This window comes from Enterococcus mediterraneensis, assembly GCF_900604485.1.
Taxonomy (GTDB): Bacteria; Bacillota; Bacilli; order Lactobacillales; family Enterococcaceae; genus Enterococcus_C; species Enterococcus_C mediterraneensis.
In genome coordinates this window covers 1,198,361-1,219,747 of sequence record NZ_UWOP01000001.1, presented here as the reverse complement: position 1 = coordinate 1,219,747, position 21,387 = coordinate 1,198,361, and the positions used below count along the sequence as shown (strand labels likewise).

The window sequence follows — 21,387 nt, the reverse complement described above, 5'->3', positions numbered from 1 at the left end:
TGATAAAATAAAAAATAAATGTGTAAAGGAGGCAAACTTTATGTATCAAATAGTCACTGATTCTTGCTGTGACATTCCTTTTCAACTATTAGAAGAAGCTGGGGTCGCCTATATCCCCATGTTTGTCGAGATGGATGGGAAAGAATATATCGATGATCTCGGAAAAACATTTGATTATGAAAATTTTCTTGAAAAAATAAAGGCCAATCATCAAGCAAAAACCAGTCAGATCAATGTCGGACGCTACGTGGAATTTTTCCGTCCATACGTAGAAAAGAAGATCCCGATTTTATATCTGGCGTTTTCTTCCGGTATGAGCGGCTCTTACAATAGCGCACTGCAAGCCGTAGCTCTTTTAGAAGAAGAATATGAACAACCTCAGATCCGGGTGGTAGATACATTGGCTGCCAGTGCCGGTGAAGGATTATTAGTGATCGAAGCACAAAAACGCCAAGCTGCCGGACAGACATTGGACGAGGTGGCTGAATGGGTAGAAGACGCGAAAATGCGTCTGCATTCTTGGGTGACCGTAGATGACTTGAAACACTTGGAACGCGGCGGACGTATCTCTAAAACAGCAGCCGCAGTGGGCGGACTATTGAATGTCAAACCGATCATCCATGTAGACGAATCCGGCCATCTGCAAAATGTCGACAAAGTCCGCGGCCGCAACAAATCATTGCAGAAAGTCGCAGACGAAACGATCAACCATCTGACTTCAACAGAAGATCAGATCATCTATATCGCTTATTCCGGGGATCGCCAAAGCGCGGAAAAAGTTGCTGAATTATTGAAGCAAAAAATCACTATCAGCGATTTGAAACTTCTGCCACTGGGACCTACCATCGCCAGCCATACCGGTTACGGTTGTATCGCAGTGTTTTCATTTGGGACGGTCCGTAAAGATTAAGCACTTATTTATCATGAAGAAACGTATTATTTGTACAAAAAACAGGCTGTCTTTCTGAAATCGAAAGACAGCCTGTTTCTGTTTTAGCTGAGAAAAAAGTTGTTTAGTTTTGTCCGTATAATACCGCTACTCGTTGTTGGACGTCTTCGTTTGCCAAGAATTCATCATACGTAGTATCCATGCGGTCTACCACGCCTTTGTCGGAAACCGCAATGATGCGATTTGCAAGGGTTTGGATGAATTGGTGGTCATGAGAAGCAAACAATAATGAGCCGGTAAAGGACATCAAGCCGTCATTCAATGCGGTGATGGATTCCAGATCCAAGTGATTGGTAGGATCATCCAAGACTAAGACATTGGCTTTTGAAAGCATGATTTTTGAAAGCATACAGCGGACTTTTTCGCCACCGGAAAGGACGTTCACAGGTTTCAAAACGTCTTCGCCGGAAAACAGCATCCGACCTAAGAAGCTTCGCAAGAATGTGTTGTCGTCTTCTTCTTTTGATGCGTATTGCCGCAACCAGTCGAGGATCGTCAATTCATTAGCGAATTCTTTGGATGTATCTTTTGGAAGATAGGATTGGCTGGTAGTCACGCCCCAACGGACAGTTCCGGTATCAGGTGTCAATTCTCCCATCAATACTTTAAATAGCGTCGTTGTCACGATATCGTTGTTAGCAACAAATGCGACTTTGTCATCTTTGTTCAGTGTAAATGAGATGTTGTCTAAGATCTTCTTACCGTCGATAGTCACACTGACATTTTCCACTTGCAAAAGATCGTTGCCGATCTCCCGTTTCGGTTTGAAACCGACGAATGGATAGCGGCGGGAAGAAGGCTGGATGTCATCCAATGTGATTTTTTCCAGCATTTTTTTACGAGAAGTCGCTTGTTTTGATTTTGACGCATTGGCGCTGAAACGAGCGATAAATTCTTGCAATTCTTTGATCTGTTCTTCTTTTTTCGCGTTTTGCTGTGCTTGCAATTTCGTTGCTAATTGGCTTGATTCCAGCCAAAAGTCGTAGTTGCCGACATAAAGTTTGATCTTGCCGAAGTCTAAGTCCGCCATGTGGGTACATACTTTGTTCAAGAAGTGGCGGTCATGGGAAACGACGATCACGGTATTTTCAAAATTGATCAAAAATTCTTCCAGCCAATTGATGGATTGGATATCCAGTCCATTGGTAGGTTCATCTAAAAGTAACACGTCAGGATGACCGAACAAAGCTTGCGCCAGCAGGACTTTGACCTTTTGTCCGGCAGTCAGTTCGCTCATTTGCATCTGATGCAGGTCTTCTGAGATGTTCAATCCTTGCAGCAAGACAGCCGCTTCCGGTTCAGCTTCCCAACCGTTCAATTCTGCAAATTCGCCTTCTAATTCAGCGGCTTTGATACCGTCTTCATCGCTGAAATCTTCTTTCATGTAGATGGCGTCTTTTTCTTTCATCACGTCATAAAGGCGCTTATGGCCCATAATGACCGTTTCGATCACGGTGTATTCTTCAAAGTCGAAATGATTTTGCTTCAATACGGCCATCCGTTCATCTGGACCGATAGCCACATTTCCGGTAGAAGGTTGGATCTCGCCGGATAAAACTTTTAAAAATGTCGATTTGCCGGCACCGTTCGCACCGATCAAGCCATAACAATTGCCAGGGGTAAACTTAATATTTACGTCATCAAAAAGTTTGCGATCGGAAAACTGCAAACTTACATCACTTACTGTAATCAATGGGAATCCTCACTTTTTATATTATTGTCAAGTCTCCTAGCATTATAACGAGGAAAAATAGAAGTTTCAACAAACTTTAAGGAAATTCACAGATTCTAAAGAAAGAAGAATCATTTCATTTTTTTATAATAGAAAATAGCGAACACTTTCGATTAAAAGACGTTTGTTTTCACAAGTTTACTTTGACAAATAAATTTATTAGGTATACCATAAAAATTATATAATAGAAAAATATTTGATTAGAGAACTTATGCTTTTTTTATAAAAACAACTGATAAATGGAATAAAATCCGTCGCATTTTTTGTGGAAGCAAAAGCGTTAGTATCTCTGAAAGAGCTGTGTTAAAGTGAAAAAAAGCGTTATGGGAGGATAATTGATGATTGATTGGATAATGAGTTTGGATGCTTGGCAACAGGTATTGGTCGGTACTGGATTTACTTATTTTATGACAGCTTTAGGGGCTGCATTGGTCTTTTTCTTCAAAAATATCAAGCGAGATATCTTGAATCTGATGCTGGGATTCGCATCAGGGATCATGATCGCAGCCAGCTTTTGGTCACTTTTAGACCCTGCTATCAGCCGCGCGGAAGAAAATGGCGACATCCCTTGGCTGGTTGTCAGCGTCGGCTTTGCGTTGGGAGGATTGTTCCTGTATCTGGCGGACAAAACGATCCCCCACGTCCATTTTGGACCCAATAAAGAAAAAGAAGGTCTGCCCAGTCACTTGAAACGTACGATCTTGCTGGTTTTTTCTATCACATTGCATAATATTCCGGAAGGTTTAGCGGTGGGTGTAGCCTTTGGTGCCGCAGCCAGTGCGCCTGATCCACGGGCTGCCGTGCTGGCGGCGATCTCGGTAGCGATAGGGATCGGTATCCAAAACTTCCCGGAAGGCGCGGCTGTTTCGATTCCTTTAAGACAAGAAGGACTGAGCCGCCGCAAATCGTTTCTTTATGGACAAGCATCAGGGATCGTGGAACCGATCTCTGGAGTGATCGGCGCGTTGCTAGTTACGCGGGTGACCCCGATCTTGCCTTACGCCTTGGCGTTTGCGGCAGGAGCGATGATCTATGTCGTCGTGGAAGAGTTGATCCCAGAAGCCCAACAAACTACTTCCAGTAAGCGGCATTTCGCTGTTTTTGGAACGATGTTGGGATTTGTAGTGATGATGATGTTAGATGTGGCGTTGGGATAATAAAAAACTAGGAACCGCAGCTGTTGCTGTGTGTCCTAGTTTTTTTGTATATTAGATCCACTAACCTAGTTGCGCTTGCGATCAGACAACCAACGGACAACAAAGTAAATGATGGCCAAAGGAATCCCGAATTTGAAAACTAGCCAGATAAGGGAACCGGCAAGACCTAAAACAATTTTTAATAAAAAACTGGCAATGACTAAAAAGCCGACAAATGCTAAAACTTTATAAAGTGTGGATTGGTTATTCATGGTATTCTCCTCGTTTCCTTTTTTTTAAGCATAACAAAAAAGGCCGGCTCTGCCATCGGTCTGGGGAAGTATTCTGATACCGGGATTTGTCAGACTTTGGTATGATAAGAAAAAGAACTATGAGGAGGCAGGAAAATGAAATTAGTTGTAGGAAAACAACGATGGCAGCGTGCCGCCAGCTGTTTTATTCGGATGCAGGTTTTTGTATTGGAACAAAAGATCCCGCTGGAAGAAGAATTTGATGACAATGATCTGGATGAGACAGTTTATGCCGTTCTTTATGACGACAACAAACCGGTTTCTACCGGGCGGTTTTTACAAGAAGAAGATGCCGCACGTATGACTCGGATCGCCACATTGCCGGAATATCGCGGTCAGCATCTAGGCAGCAAGATCATTTATGCTTTGGAAGACCATGCCAAGGCGCAGGGATTAAAAAAAGTCGTCATCCACGCTGATTTGACGGCATTACCATTCTATCAAAAATTGGGGTATGTGCCTTATGGAGAAGTCTATCTGGAAGACGGCGTACCTTGTCAAAGCTTGAAAAAAACAATTTAAAAAGGAGACCTGAAAGTCCAGCAGAAGTTTGATAGATCCGCTATCAATCATACTTCTGATTCAGACTTGAGGTCTCCTTTTGATCATTCTCTGATCTGTCCATCGCCATAAATAATATATTTTGTAGAGGTCAATGCCTCCAATCCCATTGGCCCGCGAGCGTGGAGTTTTTGAGTAGAGATGCCGATCTCCGCGCCGAAACCAAAGACGAAGCCGTCAGTAAAGCGGGTAGAGGCATTGACATAGACTGCCGCCGCATCGACTTCCTTCAAAAATTTCTGAGAAGCAAAGTAGTTGTCTGTTACGATAGCTTCTGAGTGTTTCGTATTGTAGCGATTGATGTGGGCGATCGCTTCTTCTAGCGAGTCCACGACTCTTACAGCTAATGTATAATCCAAAAATTCTGTTTTCCAATCTGATTCTTGGGCAGGAACCGCTTGATCCAAATAGGTCATGCTGCGTTCATCCGCCCGCAGCTCTACTTGTTGCGCAAGGTCTGCTTCAAGAGCGGCTAAAAACGTTTCCGCAATGTCTTGATGGACTAAAACCGTTTCAGCGGCGTTGCATACAGAAGGGCGCTGTACTTTAGCGTTGCGGACGATTTTCACCGCCATGTCGATCTGCGCATCTTTGTCTACGTAAACATGATTGTTGCCGGTGCCGGTCTCGATGACAGGTACGGTGGCAGTCTCTTTGACCCGGCGGATCAATCCTGCGCCGCCTCGAGGGATCAATACATCTAAATAATCTGTCAGCCGCATCATTTCGTTGGCGACTTCATGGGAAGTATCTTCAATGAATTGGATAGCGTGAGGATCTTCTTGATTTTCTGTCAATGTGTCTTGCAAAATCTGCACCAACGCGAGATTAGAATGAAATGCTTCTTTACCGCCTCGCAGGATCACTGCATTACCTGTTTTGAAACACAGACCCGCTGCATCAGTAGTGACATTTGGACGAGATTCATAAATGATACCGATGACGCCCAGCGGTACTTTTTGCCGACCGATCATCAGTCCATCTGTATTTTTCCACATTTTTTCTACTTCGCCGATAGGATCTGGCAATTGGACGATCTGCCGCAAACCTTCTGCCATGGCGGTGATTCGTTCGGGAGTCAATCGCAGACGATCCTGCATCGTTTCTTTGATGCCGTTTTGCTGCGCTTGAGCGAGATCTTCAGCGTTGGCGGCGATGATTTTGTCGGTATTTTCTTCCAGTGCGGCGGCCATCGCTGTCAAAAGCTGATTTTTTCTTGAGGTGTCCATCAAACCCAAATGATAGGCGCTGTCTTTTGCTTGACGCCCCAAAGTCGTTAAGTCTGTCATGTTAATCCTCCTCTAGTTGTTCAGGTGCAAAAAGCGTCCCGTATTCTTTTCCTGCTAAAAGATCGAAAATGATCGACGGTTTGCGGCCGTTTGCCAAAATCATCGCCTGTTCATTCGCTAAGATCCGTTTAGCTGCTTTGAGCTTGCTGTGCATGCCGCCGGTACCGAATGAACTGCCGCTGCCGCCTGCTTGTGCCATCAAATTTTCATCGATTTCTGTGATTCTTGTGTACCGTTCAGCTTGCGGATTCACCGCAGGGTTTTCTGAATAAAATCCGTCGATATCAGAAAGCATGATCAGCAGATCGGCTTTTAAAATTTGCGCGACGATGGCAGAAAGCTGATCGTTATCGCCGAATTTTGTTAAATGATCCAATTCATCAACCGCTACGGTATCATTTTCATTGATGATTGGAATGACTTCCATAAACAACAGCTCTTCCAGTGTGTTGATCACATTTTTGCGGCTTTCTGGATATTCCACGATATCACGAGTCAGAAGTACTTGGGCGGTCTGCTGGCTGTATGTCGAAAAGCGCTGATTATAAATGTTCATCAATTCTGCTTGCCCCACTGCGGCGATCGCTTGTTGTTTGGGGATCTCTGCCGGTCGTTGGCCGATATGTAATTTATTCATTCCTACACCTACTGCACCGGAAGAAACTAAGACGACTTCTTTTCCTTGGTTGCGCAGATCAGTCAAAACAAAAGCCAGCTGATCGATGCCTGCCAGATTGATATTGCCGTTTGGATAGATCAGTGAACTTGTCCCGATCTTAACGACGATTCGTTGGACCTCTTTTAAAAATTCCCGCATGTTCTCACTCCATGATTTTTTTAAATATCGATAGTTTTTCCTATTGTACCTGTTTTTAACTTTTTTTTCATCTCTAATCATTTGTACTGAGATAGTTTTTCAATGAATTTCGACTTCTAAAAAAAACTTGAAGGAAATGTGCAAATTTACAGAATAATTGGCGGAAATCCCGTAATATATACCGAATTGTGTTAAAATTAATCTATGAAATTTTTAGGAGGTACCCATGAAAAAAAGAGGCTTTGAAGTGATCACCGATTATCAAAACGCAGCGATCACGCTGCCGCAACGGGCGACCCATCACGCGGCCGGCTACGACTTTGAAGCCGCCGAAGAGGTAGTGATCCCCAGTATTTGGAAATCCGGGATCATTGACGCTGTCAAAACGCTGACAGCTTCAGAACAGATCCACAAAAAAATCAAACCAGTCTTAGTACCCACCGGCATTAAAGCTTATATGGGAGAAGATGAATATTTGCAGCTGGCGAACCGTTCCAGCAATCCGCTGAAGCGTTTCTTGATCTTAGCAAACGGGGTTGGGATCATCGACAGCGATTACTATAATAATCCAGATAATGAAGGACATATCATGTTCCAGTTCATCAATTTTGGACTGACAGATGTAACCATCAAAAAAGGCGAACGAATCGGACAAGGCTTGTTCCTGCCGTTTTTAAAAGCGGATCAAGATGTTACGAATGCCGCACGCCAAGGCGGTTTTGGATCTTCAGATCAACCCCAGCAGTAAGAGCTATGTTAGAATGAACCATACGGGAGGCAGAAATGGCAAAAAAACCTAAAGCACAATTTGTCTGCCAAAATTGCGGCTATGTTTCCCCAAGATATTTAGGAAAATGTCCCAATTGCGGCAGTTGGAACTCAATGACTGAAGAGATCATCCAAGATACGACCGATCGTCGTGTCCGAACCACGATCACCGGTCAAAAAATGCAGCCTACTAAAATCGCGGATGTCGTGCCAAAACGAGAACCGCGGGTAGAAACCAAACTTGCGGAATTAAATCGCGTGCTGGGAGGCGGCGTTGTTCCCGGCTCGTTGGTACTGATCGGCGGCGATCCCGGGATCGGGAAGTCGACACTGCTGCTGCAGGTTTCTCAGCAGTTGGCGGAGATCGGCGGCAAGGTCTTGTATGTTTCCGGCGAAGAAAGTGCCGAACAGATCAAGATGCGGGCACAGCGGTTAGGTTCTATCGATACGGAATTTTATCTGTATGCAGAAACCGATATGCAGGAAATCAGCCGTGCCATCGAAAATATCCGTCCTGATTACGTGATCATCGACTCGATCCAGACAATGACACAACCGGATATCACCAGTGTTGCCGGCAGTGTCAGCCAAGTGCGGGAGACCACCGCGGAATTGCTGAAGATCGCCAAAACCAACGGCATCGCCATCTTCATCGTAGGCCACGTTACCAAAGAAGGCTCCATCGCCGGACCGCGGATGCTGGAGCATATGGTAGATACCGTGCTGTATTTTGAAGGCGAGAAGCACCACAGTTTTCGAATTTTGCGGGCGGTGAAAAACCGCTTTGGATCAACCAACGAGATCGGGATCTTCGAGATGCACGAAAACGGGCTGCATGAAGTCGCCAACCCCTCACAAGTCTTTTTGGAAGAGCGCTTGGAAGGCGCCACCGGATCGGCGATCGTGGTGGCAATGGAAGGCAGTCGTCCGATATTAGTAGAGATCCAAGCATTAGTCACACCGACGATGTTCGGTAACGCGAAACGGACTACCACCGGTCTGGATTTCAATCGGGTCTCACTGATCATGGCTGTTTTGGAAAAACGCGCGGGATTGCTTTTGCAAAACCAAGATGCGTACTTGAAAGCAGCCGGCGGTGTCAAATTGAATGAACCGGCGATCGATTTAGCGATCGCAGTCAGCATTGCGTCCAGTTATAAAGAAAAAGGGACCAGCCCGACGGAATGTTTCATCGGCGAGATCGGTTTGACCGGTGAGATCCGCCGCGTCAACGCCATCGAACAGCGGGTCAAAGAAGTCCAAAAATTAGGATTCACCAAAGTCTATCTGCCAAAAAACAATCTGGCGGGTTGGCAGCCGCCAAAAGGGATCGAAGTCGTCGGCGTGACGACATTAGCGGAAACCCTAAAAAAAGTTTTCCGTTGATCTTAATGAAACAAATCATGAGAGGAAAAAGCGGCACATTCCGCGTTTTCCTTTCTTAAAATAAAAACAGGAGGAATGACCATGCAAAAACGCGTTATTATGATTTTAATGGTCGTTGCCGGAGCTAGTCTGGGAATTTCGCTTTTTCCATTGGCTTGGCGGGCGATCGATCAGTATAGCAATCAATGGCTGAATAATCCGTTTACCAACAGTTTGTTAGGTGCCCTTATTTTCTTTTTATTCTCATTAGTGTTGGCTAAACATGTGGCAGCCGGTATCAAAAAAATCGAGGAAAAATTAAGCGAGCTCAGCTTGACCTATCTATTATTCGGAGCGGTAGGAGCGATCATTGGCTTGACGATCAGCGTGATCATTTCGATGGCGCTGTATAATATCCAGATCCCTTTCATCAACAGTGTCGTGCCGATCATTTTAATGATCTTGTGCGGCTATCTGGGATTTCGTATCGGTACGACTCGGATCGATGAATGGAAAAAAATCTTTGCGACAAAAAATAAAAAAACCGAGTCCAGCGAACAGGTCTTAGAGCGTAAAGCCGAAGATCATTTTCGCCGCTATAAGATCTTAGACACCAGCGTGATCATCGACGGACGGATCTATGATATCGCCAAGACCGGTTTTCTGGAAGGTACGATCCTGATCCCTAATTTCGTTCTTTACGAGTTGCAGTATATCGCCGATTCCGGAGATAGTTTGAAACGGGTGCGGGGACGTCGCGGATTGGATATCCTGAACGCATTGCAAAAAGAAGACGGCATCTCTGTTGAAATGTACGATGGTGATTTTGAAGAAATCACTGAAGTAGACAGCAAGCTGATCAAATTGGCAAAATTATTGGATGGGGTAGTCGTAACAAATGACTACAACCTCAACAAAGTATCGGAGTTCCAAAATGTACCGGTACTGAACATCAACGAGTTGGCGAATGCCGTTAAACCAGTGGTGATCCCTGGAGAAGGCATGGAAGTCTTGGTAGTGAAAGCCGGGACGGAACGTCAGCAAGGGGTTGCTTATCTGGATGACGGTACGATGGTCGTCGTGGAAGATGGTCAACATTACATGAATGAACGAATCAAAGTCATCGTGACCAGCGCGTTGCAGACTGCGGCAGGACGGATGATCTTCGCAAAACCAGCCCACTCGGGACGAGGCATTGATAACAAAGACAAAAAAGAAGCCCACGCGTAAAAGGCGGGCTCTTAGGGGACTATGATATAAGCAGGCGTACAAAGCTGAAGGTGCGAACAGATATTTGTTCTATCTATCAGTAAGATCTTTGATCACGCATCACTTATGTTATAGTCCCTACTTTACTATTCGCGGTATTGATTGTACAATTCTAACTGAAGGATTGTATTTTTGAGTTGTTTTCATTTGAAATAACTGAAAAAACAGCGAACGAACATTGTTTGCAAAACGACATCAAAGGAAGAGGAAGAAAATGACAAAAGTACGTGTACGTTATGCACCAAGTCCCACAGGACATCTACACATTGGAAACGCGCGGACAGCTTTATTCAACTATTTGTTTGCCCGTCACAATGATGGCGAATTTATCATTCGCATTGAAGACACTGACCAAAAACGCAACATTACCGATGGCGAAAAAAGCCAGTTGGAAAATTTGGCGTGGTTAGGGATGGACTGGGATGAGTCTCCGCAAAATCCGGGGGAATACGGTCCTTACCGCCAATCAGAACGTAAAGATATCTATCAACCGCTGATTGATCAATTATTGGCCAGCAATCGAGCGTATAAATGCTACTGTACCGAAGAAGAATTAGAAGCAGAACGGGAAGCACAACGAGCACGTGGTGAAATGCCTCATTACGGCGGAAAATGCGCCTTCTTGACACCAGAAGAACAAGCAGAAAAAGAAGCGCAAGGGATGGAAGCAGTAATCCGTTTCCGCGTTCCTAAAAATACTGAATACAAATTCCATGATATGGTCAAAGGCGATATCGTGTTCGAATCTGACAATGTCGGCGGCGATTTTGTCATCCAAAAACGCGATGGTATGCCAACGTATAACTTTGCCGTAGCGGTAGATGATCATTTGATGAAGATCACTCACGTCTTGCGGGGAGACGATCATATCGCCAATACGCCAAAACAATTGATGATCTACGAAGCATTCGGCTGGACACCGCCGCAATTCGGACACATGACATTGATCATCAACAGCGAAACCGGTAAGAAATTGAGCAAACGGGACGAATCGATCCTGCAATTCATCGAACAATACCGAGAATTAGGCTATCTGCCAGAAGCGATGTTCAACTTTATCGCTTTATTGGGCTGGTCACCGGTAGGAGAAGAAGAAATCTTTTCTCAAAAAGAATTGATCGAGATCTTCGATGCCAACCGTTTGAGCAAATCACCAGCGGCTTTTGACGCGAAAAAACTAGAATGGGTCAATAACCACTACATCAAAGAAATGGATCTGGATGTATTGACAGAAATGTGCCTGCCTTATCTTGTAAAAGAAGGATTGGTAGATGCGCAACCAGATGAAGAAAAAATGGCTTGGGTCAAAAAACTTGTTTCCTTGTATCAACCGCAAATGAGTTACGCTGCTGAAATCTTGGAAGTTTCCCAATTGTTCTTCAATGAACATCCAGTCTTGGACGATGCGGAAAAAGAAGTCTTGGCCGGTGAAACAGTTCCGACTGTCTTGCAAGCCTTCAAAGCAAAATTGGAAGCTATGGAAGTCGTAGACGCGCCAAGTGTCAAAGCAGCCATCAAAGAAGTCCAAAAAGAAACGGGCATCAAAGGCAAGAATCTGTTCATGCCGATCCGTGTCGCAGTTTCTGGACAAATGCACGGTCCTGAACTGCCTAATACCATTGAATTGTTAGGGAAAGAAAAAGCATTGGATCATTTGAATAAAGTATTATAATCAAACACAAAGAACAGACGAAGTACCAAATGTTCGTTTTCAGAAAGGCTCCGGTTGCTGTGAGGAGTCAGCGGACCTTGGGAAATGCATCTGGGAGTGGAACCGGCGCAAGTCGGTTACGTAGAATGAACGTTACTCATTTCAAGACAGCCTGATCTGGCTGTAAACAAAAGTGGAACCACGCGCAAGCGTCTTTTGAATAAGGAGACTTATTTGAAAGGCGCTTTTTTGTTAAAAAACTTTCGCAAGCAGTTTCGGCGGTTATTCTTTTGCTTGCCATATCAGAGAAATCTATAACGAGTCCTTTTAAGGGCTACGAGATACATAGGAGGGAATTGCTATGGGGTGGATGAAACGAGCGATCGTGGCCGCCAAGCGAAATGATCCAGCCGCCCGTTCGACACTGGATATCGTATTGACCTATCCAGGTTTTCATGCGTTGTTCTGGCATCGCTGGTCGCATTTTTTATATCGGCATCATTGGTATCTATTAGCTAAAATGAACGCGCAGTTTTGGCGTTTTATAACAGGGATCGAGATCCATCCCGGAGCTGAGATCGGTGAAGGTGTATTCATTGATCATGGTATGGGGGTCGTGATCGGAGAGACCGCTGTGATCGAAGACGATGTGGTTTTGTTCCACGGTGTGACGCTGGGCGGGACCGGCAAACATACCGGTAAACGCCATCCCACCGTTAAAAAAGGTGCAATGCTTTCTACAAACGTCCAAATCTTAGGTCCCATCACGATCGGAGAAAACGCTAAGATCGGCGCCAGCGCAGTCGTTTTGCAAGATGTCCCCGCTAACGCGACGGCAGTCGGGATCCCGGCAAAGGTCGTCAGAATCAATGGAAAGAAGGTTACAGAATGATCAAGATCTACAACACATTAACAAGAGAAAAAGAAGTGTTCAAACCAATCGAAGAACAAAAAGTCCGAATGTATGTCTGCGGACCGACTGTCTATAATTACATCCATATCGGCAATGCCCGCAGCACCATCGCATTTGATACGATCCGCCGCTACTTTGAATATCGCGGTTATCATGTGGACTATGTATCGAATTTTACTGATGTGGACGACAAGATCATCCGGGCTGCAAAGGAATTAGGAATCACGGCACCGGAAGTAGCGGATCGTTTCATCCATGCCTTTGAAGAAGATACTGCCGCACTGAATGTCAAACCGGCGACTCTGCATCCGCGAGTGATGGATCATATCCAAGAGATCATCGCGTTCATCAAGGTATTGATCGAAAAAGGCTATGCTTATGAAGCAGAAGGGGATGTCTATTATCGCACCCGCAAATTCGCTGATTACGGCGCATTAAGCGACCAATCCATCGATGAATTGGAAATCGGCGCCAGCCAGCGTACTGGCGAAGAACAAGCGATCAAAGAAGATCCTCTTGATTTTGCCCTTTGGAAGTCGGCAAAGCCTGATGAGATCTCTTGGACTTCTCCATGGGGCGACGGACGTCCGGGATGGCATATCGAATGTTCCGTGATGGCGACACAGCATCTGGGAGAGACCATCGATATCCACGGCGGCGGTCAAGATCTGGAATTTCCCCATCATGAAAATGAGATCGCCCAAAGCGAGGCGAAGACCGGTCAAAAATTCGCTAATTATTGGATGCACAACGGTTATGTGACTATCGGCGAAAATGACGAAAAAATGAGCAAATCCCTAGGAAACTTTGTGACGGTCCATGATCTGATCAAAGAAGTTGATCCTCAAGTTTTGCGTTTCTTTATGGCCACCACTCAATATCGCCGTCCGATCCGTTACAGCGAAACAACATTGAAAGAAGCGGCAACGAACTTGCAGCGTTTGCGGATCACTTTGGAAAACGCGGAATTCCGCAAACAAAGCGCAGAAGCGCAATTGGCTGACGACGCCGATCGTTTAGCAGAATTGGCAGAATTGGAAACAAGATTCATTGCGGAGATGGATGATGATTTCAATGCCGCAAATGGTATCACCATCGCTTATGAATTGGCAAAATGGCTGAACACTTACAGTGAAGGGGCAGCTTCTGAAGCGGTCCTGACCGCGGCGATCACTAAGCTGACCGACTGGCTGGCGATCTTTGGCATTTATTTCGCACCGGAAGAACTTTTGGATGATGAAGTGGAACAGCTGATCGTAGAACGGGATCAAGCACGCGCGCAACGCAATTTCCAACGCAGCGATGAGATCCGCGACCTATTAAAAGAACAAGGGATCGTTTTGGAAGATACACCGCAAGGCACCCGTTGGAGACGAGAAAAATGAGAGATTACAAACAATTGAACGGACTGGCGCTGGCATATGTCGGTGACGCAGTCTATGAAGTTTATATCCGGGATTATTTGGTATCGCAAGGACAGACCAGACCCAATCAACTGCACAAAATGGCGACCCATTACGTTTCTGCAAAAGCCCAAGCCCAATTGATCCATGAGATGATGGAAGAAGATATTTTGACGGAAGAAGAAGAGCTTTATTATCGGCGAGGGCGCAACAGTAAGAGCTATACCAGCGCAAAAAATGCCGATATCACAACGTATCGGATCTCGACTGGCTTTGAAGCGCTGATGGGGTATCTGCACCTGACCAATCAGGAGGATCGGTTAAACGAGCTGGTGGAGTGGTGTATCAAGAAAGTAGGAGAATTGAATGAAAAAAAAGCAAAATAAATACGACCAGCCCAAAGCCAAACGCAAAGAACGTCTAATGCCTGCAAAGACAAAGAAAACCAGCGAATCAGCGGCTGAGTTAGCAGAAAATTTCGTGTTCGGATTCCACGCGGTCACCGAAGCTTTGAAACAACAGCGAGGCAACAAACTGTTTCTTTGGGAAGACGGCAAAGGCGAGAAGTTCGAACAATTGAAGGAACTGGCACGGGAATCCGCGGTACCTGTGAAATGGGTACCCAAACAAAAATTAGAGACCATGAGCGATCACGGTGTCCATCAAGGGATGGTCTTAGCCATCACTCCTTATGAATATCTTTCTTTAGATGAATTGCTGGCACAAACAGAGAAAAAAGATCCTTTTTATTTGATTTTGGATAATCTTGAAGACCCCCACAATTTCGGTTCGATCTTGCGGACAGCCGATGCTAGCGGTGTGGACGGTGTGATCATTCCGAAACATCGAGCAGTCGGTATCACACCAATCGTCGTCAAAACGTCGACAGGTGCGGTAGAACATGTACCCATCGCCCGGGTGACTAATCTGAGTCAAGCGGTCAAACAATTGAAGGAAGCCGGTTTTTGGGTATTTGGGACGGGTATGTCCGGTACCAACTATCAAAAATGGCAAGCCAAAGGTGCGATCGCATTGATCATCGGCAATGAAGGCAAAGGCATGAGCGCCGGGTTGGTGAAAGAAGTCGACGAATTGTTGACGATCCCGATGGTAGGGCACGTCCAAAGCCTGAACGCCAGTGTTGCGGCAGGACTATTGATGTATGAAGCTTTCCGGCAAAGAAATGACGTGACGCAATGAAAAAAGAATTGCTGATTGTGGATGGGTATAATATGATCGGCGCGTGGCCGGAACTGGTGACACTGAAAAAACAAGACAAATTGGAAGATGCCCGGGAGGAACTGCTGACGATTTTATCCAATTACGCCAAATATGAAGGATTAGATATCATCGTCGTGTTTGACGCGCAGTTTGTGCCAGGGATCACACAGCGGTACACTAAATATCGTTTGCAAGTGGTCTTTACCGAAGAAGGCGAGACTGCTGACAGCTATATTGAACGTGTGGCGGGCGAATTGAACACGCCGTTGACACAGGTGACAGTCGCTACCAGCGATCTGGCGGAACAATGGGTCATCTTCTCCCAAGGGGCACTGCGGACTTCGGCGCGGGAACTTTACAAAGCGGTCAAGAAAACACAGGAGACCATCACCCGCCATCAAGAAGATCTGCGCTATACGAACTTTCGCCGCAACTCTCCTTGGTCTGATTATCAATTGACAGAGTTGGATCGCAAATTAAAAGAGCTCACAAATGGTAAAAAACCGCCTAAAAAATGAATAACAGACGTTTTAGTATTTGCTATGCTCCTCCTATAAACAATTAAGGAGGGGCTTTTCATGTTGTTGCAAGAAGCGAAAAAAGGTTGTGAAGAAGCGTTTATCAAGTTGTTTTATCAATATCGGCCAATCATTTATCGGGTGCAGGGAAAGTATTCCATCAAAGATTTCGACCGAGAAGATTGGATGCAGATCGGACGGATCGTGCTGCAGGAAAGTATCGAAAAGTATCAAGAGACCCGCAGTACGACATTTGGTGTTTTCTTTCGTACGAATTTTGAAAACCGCATCAAAAGTTATTTGCGCTACCAGCATGCTTCAAAACGACAAGCCCATGCAGAGGCCGTTTCTTTGGAAGAAAAGCTGGCTTATGACGGGACTGATTTTTTGAATCAATGGATGAGCCCGTCAGCCGGTGTGCTTTCCCAACTGATGATCGAAGAAGCGGTGGAGGATGTCCGCCTTTATTTCTCTTCTTTTGAGCAGGAAGTACTTTCAGCTTATATCAGAGGCAAAGAATTGAAGGAAATAGCAGAAGAAAAAGAGCTGCCTTTTCGAAAGGTCAGAGGAGCTTATGATCGGGCCAAGACCAAATTGATCAAACATATTCAAGAAAACAGTGTTTAAATGCTTTTGGAAAGGCTGTTATTTGAAAAAGCTATTGAATTAATATTTCTCTTATGATAAACTTGAATATTTCTAATAATAATGTTATAATTATTCTTGAGGTGAATGCGATGCCAACAACTTTAGCTTCAATCAAGAAAGATTTAGAGTGCCGAATCGGCAGCGAAATCATGCTAGTTGCCCAAACAGGTCGAAAACGCCAGACAGAACGTCGCGGTGTGTTAACAGAAACGTACCCATCGGTATTCGTTGTAGATTTAGATCCAGAAGAAAACTCATTTGAACGAGTGTCTTATAGCTATTCAGATGTTTTGACTCGCACCGTAGAAATTGAATTTTTATCAGAAGTAGTTTAAAAAACAAAAGAGTTTCCGCTGAGCAGTGCTGAGCAGAGACTCTTTTTTTAATCAAAATACGGAGGAAATATATGGAATACATCGTAAAAAAATTTGATGAATTGACGACGAAGGAATTTTATCAGCTTGCCAAAGTACGAGTCGCAGTCTTTGTGGTAGAGCAGAATTGTCCCTATCAAGAGATCGATGAGATCGATCCGCAAGCATGGCATACTTATTTGAGAAATGAAGAAGGCGAGATCCTGGCTTATACCAGAGTCTATCAGGAAGGGGAAGCGATCCATTTCGGAAGGGTCTTGGTTTCACCGGATCACCGCAAAGAAGGGCTGGGCAAGAAGATCGTCGGACAAACGCTGGCGTTCATCAAAGAAAAATTCCCGCAAAAATCTGTCGTGATCGGCGCGCAAGCCTATCTGAAAGAATTTTATGGAGGCTTCGGTTTTCAGGCCATCTCAGAGGTCTATCTGGAAGACGATATCCCGCATATGGATATGGAGCTGTCTTAAAGAATCCAATCAACAATGAAAGATAAAAAAACAGCGTCCGTGGTCTTGATCCAGCAAATTTACTTGCCGGATTTAAGTCACAGACGCTGTTTTTTTAGTTGTTCTGACTAGCAAAAAGCGCAGTTGCCTTTATTAAATATCTTGCTGGTTGCGGTTTTCTTTGATGTTTTTCGCGTTCTGCTCTTTCAGCAAATCCCGGATCTCTGCCAAATAGTCTTCCGCAGATGGAGCTGTTTCTTCCACTTCTTCTTTTTTGTGCAGATTTTTCGCATGGTTGACTGCCCGTACGATCAAAAATAAAACAAGTCCTGTGATCAGAAAAGTAATAATGGCACTGATAACATCACCGAAGCTGAAAACAACGCCGTCTCTGACTTTCCAATCAAGAATGGAAAGTGCCCCTTCCAAATCGCTGTCGCCGATAAATAATGAAATGACAAGTCCTACTAATGGTGTGATCAGCCCGTCGACAACTTGTTTGACGATACCGGTAAATGCACTCCCGATGACGACCCCAACGGCTAAGTCTAAAACGTCCCCTTGCATGATAAATTGTTTAAATTCTTTAATCATTTTATCTCCTCCTGCGTTTCAGTATAGCGAAAATAGGAATTATTTTGAAATATTTTGACCAAACAGCTGTGATTTATCCTTAGAAGCGGCTGTGCTATAATTGAGTTTAATGAGAAAGAAAAGAGGAGTATCAATGGCGTTAGAATTGCAAAACGGAGTCCATCTTCATGTGCTTCCCACGAAAAAATACAAAACAAACCGCATCTTTTTGCGTTTTACTGCTCGCCACGAAAAAACTGCCGCGGCGAAACGAACACTTTTGACCAGTTTATTGGAAACCAATAGTAAAAATTATCCTACTCAAACAGCCCTTAGCAGTCGGCTGGCAGAGCTTTACGGCGCAAGCTTCGGCATCAATGTAGGAAAAAGAGGCAATCTGCATCAAGTCAATGTCGGCATGACTATCGTCAACGGCAATTATGTGCAGGATCAACAAGTTTTTAAGGAAGCCGTCGCTTTTCTCAATGAGATCCTGTTTTTCCCAAATGTTCAAGAAGATGCCTTCGATGAAGGGACATTTCGGATCGAAAAGGAAAATATCTTAGCCTACCTTAAAAGTATCGGTGAGGACAAACAGACGTATGCTTCCCTGAAAATCCAACAATTGTTCTTTGGCAGCGATCCCGATCAAAAAACTCCCAGCTTCGGTACGGTCGAGGATCTGGAAAAACTGACTGCCAAAGATTTGTATCAAACTTATCAAAAGATGATGACAGAAGACCAGATCGATATTTTTGTTGTGGGAGACATCACGGAAAACGAAGCGGCTGAAGCCTTCAAACAGCTTACATTTTCAAAGACAGAACGGGTCCATCCGGAGATTTTTTATACACAAGAACGTAAGCAAGTGATCGCAGAAGAAATCGAACGAGAACCTGTCGTACAAGCGAAGTTGAATCTAGGCTATCACGTGCCAATCTATTACGATGACCGCCGTCGTTTTGCATTGATGGTCTTTAATGGCTTATTCGGCGGTTTCCCACATTCCAAGCTATTCATGAATGTACGGGAAAAATCCAGCTTGGCCTATTACGCCTCCAGCAATTTTGATTCCTTCCGAGGTTTGATGACCGTGCAAACAGGGATCGACGGCAAAAATCGTGAACGAGTTCTAGGATTGATCCACCAACAGCTCATCAGTCTGCAAAAAGGTGAGATCACCGAAGAAGAGTTGGCACAAACCAAAGCGATGCTGAAGAACCAATATTTATTATCATTGGACAATCCGCAATCCTTGATCGAGATCAACTATTTGGACAGTTGGCTTCCTCAGACCAAGCTTTCTGAGGAAGAATTTTTGCAGCGCTTGGCCGCAGTAACAAAAGAAGAAGTCCAAGAAGTTGCCGATGAGCTGGAGCTGCAGGCAGTATTCTTTTTGGATGGGGAGAATGAACATGCATAAAAAAGATTATCAAACGATCAATGAAACGTTATATACAGAAGTATTGGACAATGGTCTGACGGTGTATTTGCTGCCGAAAGCCGATTTTCATAAAACCTATGGATTATTCAGCACAGATTATGGTTCTATCGATAATGAGTTTGTTCCCAACGGACAAAAAGACTTTGTAAAAGTACCAGATGGGCTCGCCCACTTTTTGGAACATAAACTATTCGAAAAAGAGACTGGGGATGTCTTCCAAGATTTCGGCAAACAAGGGGCATCTGCGAATGCTTTTACCAGTTTTACCAAAACCAGTTATCTGTTTTCAGCAACCACGAATATCAAAGAAAACCTGCTGACGCTGCTGGATTTTGTCCAAGCACCGTATTTTACGGAAGCGACGGTTGAAAAAGAAAAAGGGATCATCGGTCAAGAGATTCAAATGTACGAAGATGATCCTAATTGGCGGCAATTTTTTGGCATCATCGGCAATCTCTATCCTGAACATCCGCTGCACATCGATATCGCCGGTACCGTAGAAAGTATCGCTGAGATCACAGCAGAAGATCTGTACCTTTGCTACAATACCTTTTATCATCCCGGCAATATGACATTGTTTGTGGTAGGCAACATCGATCCGGAAGAAATGATGACGTGGATTCGCGACAATCAAGAGCAAAAAGAATTCCCGGCGTTTCAACCGATCCAACGAAAGAAGATCGAAGAAAAACAAGCGATCATCCCGCGTTCTGATTTGAAGATGCCTGTCACACGTCCTAAAGCAGTGTTGGGGATCAAAGGATCATTGGATCATCTGCCAGAAAGCGGCAGAGAATTGCTGCGTTTCAAAACAGCGATGGATCTATTGTTCCAACTGCTTTTAGGCAATACGTCACAAAATTATCTGCGCCTTTATAATGATGGGATCATCGATGACACCTTTGATTTTGAGTACAATCTTGATCGCAGCTATCATTTTGCCGATTTTGCCGGCGATACTGATGATCCGGCAAGTTTCTTCCACGAGGTTCAAAAGATCTTACTGGGGTATCAAAAGGATCCGGAGATCAGTCAAGAAAATCTGTCATTGTTGAAGAAAAAAATGCTGGGCAAATATTTCCAATCGTTGAATTCGCTGGAATATATCGCTAACCAATTTACCCAAAATCTATTTGGCGACACTACGCTGTTTGATGTACCGGAGATCATCCAATCCATCGAGCTTGAAGACATCTATAAAGTGGGTGCGGCATTGATCCAAAAAGAGGCCTTCAGCGAGTTCGTGATCGCACCGGAAAGCGAGTGATCATTGATGAAGACCGCTTTAGTGATGGGAGCCAGCGGGGATATCGGCGAAGCGGTCTGCCGGCGTTTAGCGGCAGACGGTTGGTCCCTTTATTGCCACTATCATCAGCATGAAGAAAAAGTATTAAATTTTGTTAGCGACTTACAGAATGGCTATCCTCAGCAAGATTTTTTTATGGTATCCTTAGATATGCTGGATCATCGGAAAATCCCGCCATTTTTACAGCAATTATTTCAAGTAGACGGGATCGTTTTCGCTTCTGGATATACCAAATACGGCTTGCTGACAGAGCATAGTCTGGAAGACATCAGCGGTTTATGGAAAGTCCATATGGAAACACCGCTTTTATTGATCAAAGCTTTGCAGGATAAGCTGCAGCGATCGGAGCACTCGCGGATCGTTTTTGTCGGTTCTGTCTATGGAATCGCCGGCAGCAGTATGGAGACTGTTTACAGTGCAGTCAAAGGCGCGCAGCAGAGTTTTGTCAAAGCCTATGCGAAGGAAGTAGCGACATTGGGGATCACTGTCAATTGTATCGCGCCTGGCGCTGTGGCAACCCAGATGAACCGTTCTTGGACCGAAGCTGAATTGACCGGCTTAAAAGAAGATATACCATTAGGAAGATTAGCAATGACAAAGGAAATCGCAGCAGCTGTGAGTTATTTGTTCTCTGAAGATGCGCAATATACTACAGGGATCACATTACCGATAACAGGCGGCTGGCTGTACTAA

23 protein-coding genes and 1 other annotated feature are annotated in these 21,387 nt (G+C 44.7%); of the genes, 18 read left to right on the top strand and 5 right to left on the bottom strand.

What is annotated here, in order from left to right:
* The first annotated feature begins 40 nt into the window (after nucleotides 1–40).
* Nucleotides 41–910: a DegV family protein gene (locus EFB00_RS05930; RefSeq protein WP_122645960.1), complete on the top strand. Its 870-nt coding sequence runs from the start codon at nucleotides 41–43 to the stop codon at nucleotides 908–910.
* Nucleotides 911–1,013: 103 nt separating this feature from the next.
* On the opposite strand, the gene EFB00_RS05925 is transcribed toward EFB00_RS05930, so the two are convergent.
* Complete coding sequence (locus EFB00_RS05925; protein ID WP_122645959.1) at nucleotides 1,014–2,642, bottom strand: ABC-F family ATP-binding cassette domain-containing protein; 1,629 nt, start codon at nucleotides 2,640–2,642, stop codon at nucleotides 1,014–1,016.
* Between the two features lie 377 nt (nucleotides 2,643–3,019).
* On the opposite strand from EFB00_RS05925, the gene EFB00_RS05920 reads away from it, so the two are divergent.
* Complete coding sequence (locus EFB00_RS05920; RefSeq protein WP_122645958.1) at nucleotides 3,020–3,838, top strand: ZIP family metal transporter; 819 nt, start codon at nucleotides 3,020–3,022, stop codon at nucleotides 3,836–3,838.
* Between the two features lie 65 nt (nucleotides 3,839–3,903).
* Here the strand turns inward: EFB00_RS05920 and EFB00_RS05915 are convergent, their stop codons facing one another.
* Entirely contained in the window at nucleotides 3,904–4,089 is a 186-nt protein-coding gene (locus EFB00_RS05915; protein ID WP_122645957.1) for a hypothetical protein, read from the bottom strand.
* Between the two features lie 135 nt (nucleotides 4,090–4,224).
* On the opposite strand from EFB00_RS05915, the gene EFB00_RS05910 reads away from it, so the two are divergent.
* Complete coding sequence (locus EFB00_RS05910) at nucleotides 4,225–4,650, top strand: GNAT family N-acetyltransferase (RefSeq protein ID WP_122645956.1); 426 nt, start codon at nucleotides 4,225–4,227, stop codon at nucleotides 4,648–4,650.
* A gap of 83 nt (nucleotides 4,651–4,733) precedes the next feature.
* Here the strand turns inward: EFB00_RS05910 and EFB00_RS05905 are convergent, their stop codons facing one another.
* Entirely contained in the window at nucleotides 4,734–5,978 is a 1,245-nt protein-coding gene (locus tag EFB00_RS05905; protein ID WP_122645955.1) for a glutamate-5-semialdehyde dehydrogenase, read from the bottom strand.
* Between the two features lies 1 nt (nucleotide 5,979).
* On the bottom strand, nucleotides 5,980–6,795 hold the full coding sequence (gene proB / locus EFB00_RS05900) for a glutamate 5-kinase (RefSeq protein WP_122645954.1): 816 nt from the start codon (nucleotides 6,793–6,795) through the stop codon (nucleotides 5,980–5,982).
* A 226-nt stretch (nucleotides 6,796–7,021) separates the two neighbouring features.
* Here proB and EFB00_RS05895 point away from each other — a divergent pair, with 226 nt between their 5' ends.
* From EFB00_RS05895 to EFB00_RS05840, 12 genes are all read left to right on the top strand, one after another.
* Entirely contained in the window at nucleotides 7,022–7,543 is a 522-nt protein-coding gene (locus EFB00_RS05895; protein ID WP_122645953.1) for a dCTP deaminase/dUTPase family protein, read from the top strand.
* A gap of 35 nt (nucleotides 7,544–7,578) precedes the next feature.
* Nucleotides 7,579–8,949 (top strand): DNA repair protein RadA, encoded by a 1,371-nt coding sequence (gene radA, locus EFB00_RS05890; RefSeq protein ID WP_122645952.1) that lies wholly within the window; start codon nucleotides 7,579–7,581, stop codon nucleotides 8,947–8,949.
* 81 nt (nucleotides 8,950–9,030) lie between these two features.
* The gene (locus EFB00_RS05885) at nucleotides 9,031–10,158 is read left to right on the top strand and encodes a PIN/TRAM domain-containing protein (protein WP_122645951.1); all 1,128 of its coding nucleotides are present in this window, start codon (nucleotides 9,031–9,033) and stop codon (nucleotides 10,156–10,158) included.
* 253 nt (nucleotides 10,159–10,411) lie between these two features.
* On the top strand, nucleotides 10,412–11,869 hold the full coding sequence (gltX, locus tag EFB00_RS05880; protein ID WP_122645950.1) for a glutamate--tRNA ligase: 1,458 nt from the start codon (nucleotides 10,412–10,414) through the stop codon (nucleotides 11,867–11,869).
* Nucleotides 11,870–12,068 (top strand) — a binding site (T-box leader).
* A 141-nt stretch (nucleotides 12,069–12,209) separates the two neighbouring features.
* On the top strand, nucleotides 12,210–12,740 hold the full coding sequence (gene epsC, locus EFB00_RS05875; RefSeq protein ID WP_122645949.1) for a serine O-acetyltransferase EpsC: 531 nt from the start codon (nucleotides 12,210–12,212) through the stop codon (nucleotides 12,738–12,740).
* Nucleotides 12,737–14,146, top strand: a complete 1,410-nt coding sequence (gene cysS / locus EFB00_RS05870) for a cysteine--tRNA ligase (RefSeq protein WP_122645948.1) — start codon at nucleotides 12,737–12,739, stop codon at nucleotides 14,144–14,146. Before epsC ends, cysS begins: the two co-directional genes overlap by 4 nt.
* Nucleotides 14,143–14,550, top strand: coding sequence for a Mini-ribonuclease 3 (locus EFB00_RS05865; protein WP_122645947.1), 408 nt, complete (start codon nucleotides 14,143–14,145; stop codon nucleotides 14,548–14,550). The genes cysS and EFB00_RS05865 overlap by 4 nt, the downstream gene beginning before the upstream one ends.
* 37 nt (nucleotides 14,551–14,587) lie before the next feature.
* On the top strand, nucleotides 14,588–15,364 hold the full coding sequence (gene rlmB / locus EFB00_RS05860) for a 23S rRNA (guanosine(2251)-2'-O)-methyltransferase RlmB (RefSeq protein ID WP_241153446.1): 777 nt from the start codon (nucleotides 14,588–14,590) through the stop codon (nucleotides 15,362–15,364).
* Nucleotides 15,361–15,903 (top strand): NYN domain-containing protein, encoded by a 543-nt coding sequence (locus tag EFB00_RS05855; protein WP_122645945.1) that lies wholly within the window; start codon nucleotides 15,361–15,363, stop codon nucleotides 15,901–15,903. The genes rlmB and EFB00_RS05855 overlap by 4 nt, the downstream gene beginning before the upstream one ends.
* Nucleotides 15,904–15,963: 60 nt before the next feature.
* Nucleotides 15,964–16,530: a sigma-70 family RNA polymerase sigma factor gene (locus tag EFB00_RS05850; protein WP_122645944.1), complete on the top strand. Its 567-nt coding sequence runs from the start codon at nucleotides 15,964–15,966 to the stop codon at nucleotides 16,528–16,530.
* A 110-nt stretch (nucleotides 16,531–16,640) separates the two neighbouring features.
* Nucleotides 16,641–16,886 carry a Veg family protein gene (locus tag EFB00_RS05845; RefSeq protein WP_122645943.1) on the top strand — a complete coding sequence of 82 codons (246 nt, stop codon included), beginning with the start codon at nucleotides 16,641–16,643 and terminating at the stop codon, nucleotides 16,884–16,886.
* A 71-nt stretch (nucleotides 16,887–16,957) separates the two neighbouring features.
* Complete coding sequence (locus EFB00_RS05840; RefSeq protein ID WP_122645942.1) at nucleotides 16,958–17,392, top strand: GNAT family N-acetyltransferase; 435 nt, start codon at nucleotides 16,958–16,960, stop codon at nucleotides 17,390–17,392.
* A gap of 132 nt (nucleotides 17,393–17,524) precedes the next feature.
* Here the strand turns inward: EFB00_RS05840 and mscL are convergent, their stop codons facing one another.
* Nucleotides 17,525–17,965 carry a large conductance mechanosensitive channel protein MscL gene (gene mscL, locus EFB00_RS05835; protein WP_122645941.1) on the bottom strand — a complete coding sequence of 147 codons (441 nt, stop codon included), beginning with the start codon at nucleotides 17,963–17,965 and terminating at the stop codon, nucleotides 17,525–17,527.
* A 133-nt stretch (nucleotides 17,966–18,098) separates the two neighbouring features.
* Between mscL and yfmF the strand changes: the two genes are divergently transcribed.
* Genes yfmF through ymfI form a run of 3 tightly spaced genes read left to right on the top strand, consistent with a single transcriptional unit; the run spans nucleotide 18,099 to nucleotide 21,387 of the window.
* The gene (gene yfmF, locus EFB00_RS05830; protein ID WP_122645940.1) at nucleotides 18,099–19,367 is read left to right on the top strand and encodes an EF-P 5-aminopentanol modification-associated protein YfmF; all 1,269 of its coding nucleotides are present in this window, start codon (nucleotides 18,099–18,101) and stop codon (nucleotides 19,365–19,367) included.
* Nucleotides 19,360–20,655, top strand: coding sequence for an EF-P 5-aminopentanol modification-associated protein YfmH (gene yfmH, locus EFB00_RS05825; RefSeq protein WP_122645939.1), 1,296 nt, complete (start codon nucleotides 19,360–19,362; stop codon nucleotides 20,653–20,655). The genes yfmF and yfmH overlap by 8 nt, the downstream gene beginning before the upstream one ends.
* Nucleotides 20,656–20,661: 6 nt before the next feature.
* Nucleotides 20,662–21,387 (top strand): elongation factor P 5-aminopentanone reductase, encoded by a 726-nt coding sequence (gene ymfI / locus EFB00_RS05820; protein ID WP_122645938.1) that lies wholly within the window; start codon nucleotides 20,662–20,664, stop codon nucleotides 21,385–21,387.

Bases quoted from the DNA above. Each gene is read 5' to 3' on its own strand.
- EFB00_RS05910 (WP_122645956.1), top strand. From the start codon at position 4,225: ATGAAATTAGTTGTAGGAAAACAACGATGGCAGCGTGCCGCCAGCTGT.
- ymfI (WP_122645938.1), top strand. From the start codon at position 20,662: ATGAAGACCGCTTTAGTGATGGGAGCCAGCGGGGATATCGGCGAAGCG.
- EFB00_RS05865 (WP_122645947.1), top strand. From the start codon at position 14,143: ATGAGAGATTACAAACAATTGAACGGACTGGCGCTGGCATATGTCGGT.
- EFB00_RS05895 (WP_122645953.1), top strand. From the start codon at position 7,022: ATGAAAAAAAGAGGCTTTGAAGTGATCACCGATTATCAAAACGCAGCG.
- EFB00_RS05885 (WP_122645951.1), top strand. From the start codon at position 9,031: ATGCAAAAACGCGTTATTATGATTTTAATGGTCGTTGCCGGAGCTAGT.
- EFB00_RS05930 (WP_122645960.1), top strand. From the start codon at position 41: ATGTATCAAATAGTCACTGATTCTTGCTGTGACATTCCTTTTCAACTA.
- EFB00_RS05855 (WP_122645945.1), top strand. From the start codon at position 15,361: ATGAAAAAAGAATTGCTGATTGTGGATGGGTATAATATGATCGGCGCG.
- radA (WP_122645952.1), top strand. From the start codon at position 7,579: ATGGCAAAAAAACCTAAAGCACAATTTGTCTGCCAAAATTGCGGCTAT.
- EFB00_RS05920 (WP_122645958.1), top strand. From the start codon at position 3,020: ATGATTGATTGGATAATGAGTTTGGATGCTTGGCAACAGGTATTGGTC.
- EFB00_RS05905 (WP_122645955.1), bottom strand. From the start codon at position 5,978: ATGACAGACTTAACGACTTTGGGGCGTCAAGCAAAAGACAGCGCCTAT.
- EFB00_RS05850 (WP_122645944.1), top strand. From the start codon at position 15,964: ATGTTGTTGCAAGAAGCGAAAAAAGGTTGTGAAGAAGCGTTTATCAAG.
- EFB00_RS05840 (WP_122645942.1), top strand. From the start codon at position 16,958: ATGGAATACATCGTAAAAAAATTTGATGAATTGACGACGAAGGAATTT.
- EFB00_RS05845 (WP_122645943.1), top strand. From the start codon at position 16,641: ATGCCAACAACTTTAGCTTCAATCAAGAAAGATTTAGAGTGCCGAATC.
- cysS (WP_122645948.1), top strand. From the start codon at position 12,737: ATGATCAAGATCTACAACACATTAACAAGAGAAAAAGAAGTGTTCAAA.
- proB (WP_122645954.1), bottom strand. From the start codon at position 6,795: ATGCGGGAATTTTTAAAAGAGGTCCAACGAATCGTCGTTAAGATCGGG.
- rlmB (WP_241153446.1), top strand. From the start codon at position 14,588: ATGCCTGCAAAGACAAAGAAAACCAGCGAATCAGCGGCTGAGTTAGCA.
- mscL (WP_122645941.1), bottom strand. From the start codon at position 17,965: ATGATTAAAGAATTTAAACAATTTATCATGCAAGGGGACGTTTTAGAC.
- epsC (WP_122645949.1), top strand. From the start codon at position 12,210: ATGGGGTGGATGAAACGAGCGATCGTGGCCGCCAAGCGAAATGATCCA.
- EFB00_RS05915 (WP_122645957.1), bottom strand. From the start codon at position 4,089: ATGAATAACCAATCCACACTTTATAAAGTTTTAGCATTTGTCGGCTTT.
- yfmH (WP_122645939.1), top strand. From the start codon at position 19,360: ATGCATAAAAAAGATTATCAAACGATCAATGAAACGTTATATACAGAA.
- yfmF (WP_122645940.1), top strand. From the start codon at position 18,099: ATGGCGTTAGAATTGCAAAACGGAGTCCATCTTCATGTGCTTCCCACG.
- gltX (WP_122645950.1), top strand. From the start codon at position 10,412: ATGACAAAAGTACGTGTACGTTATGCACCAAGTCCCACAGGACATCTA.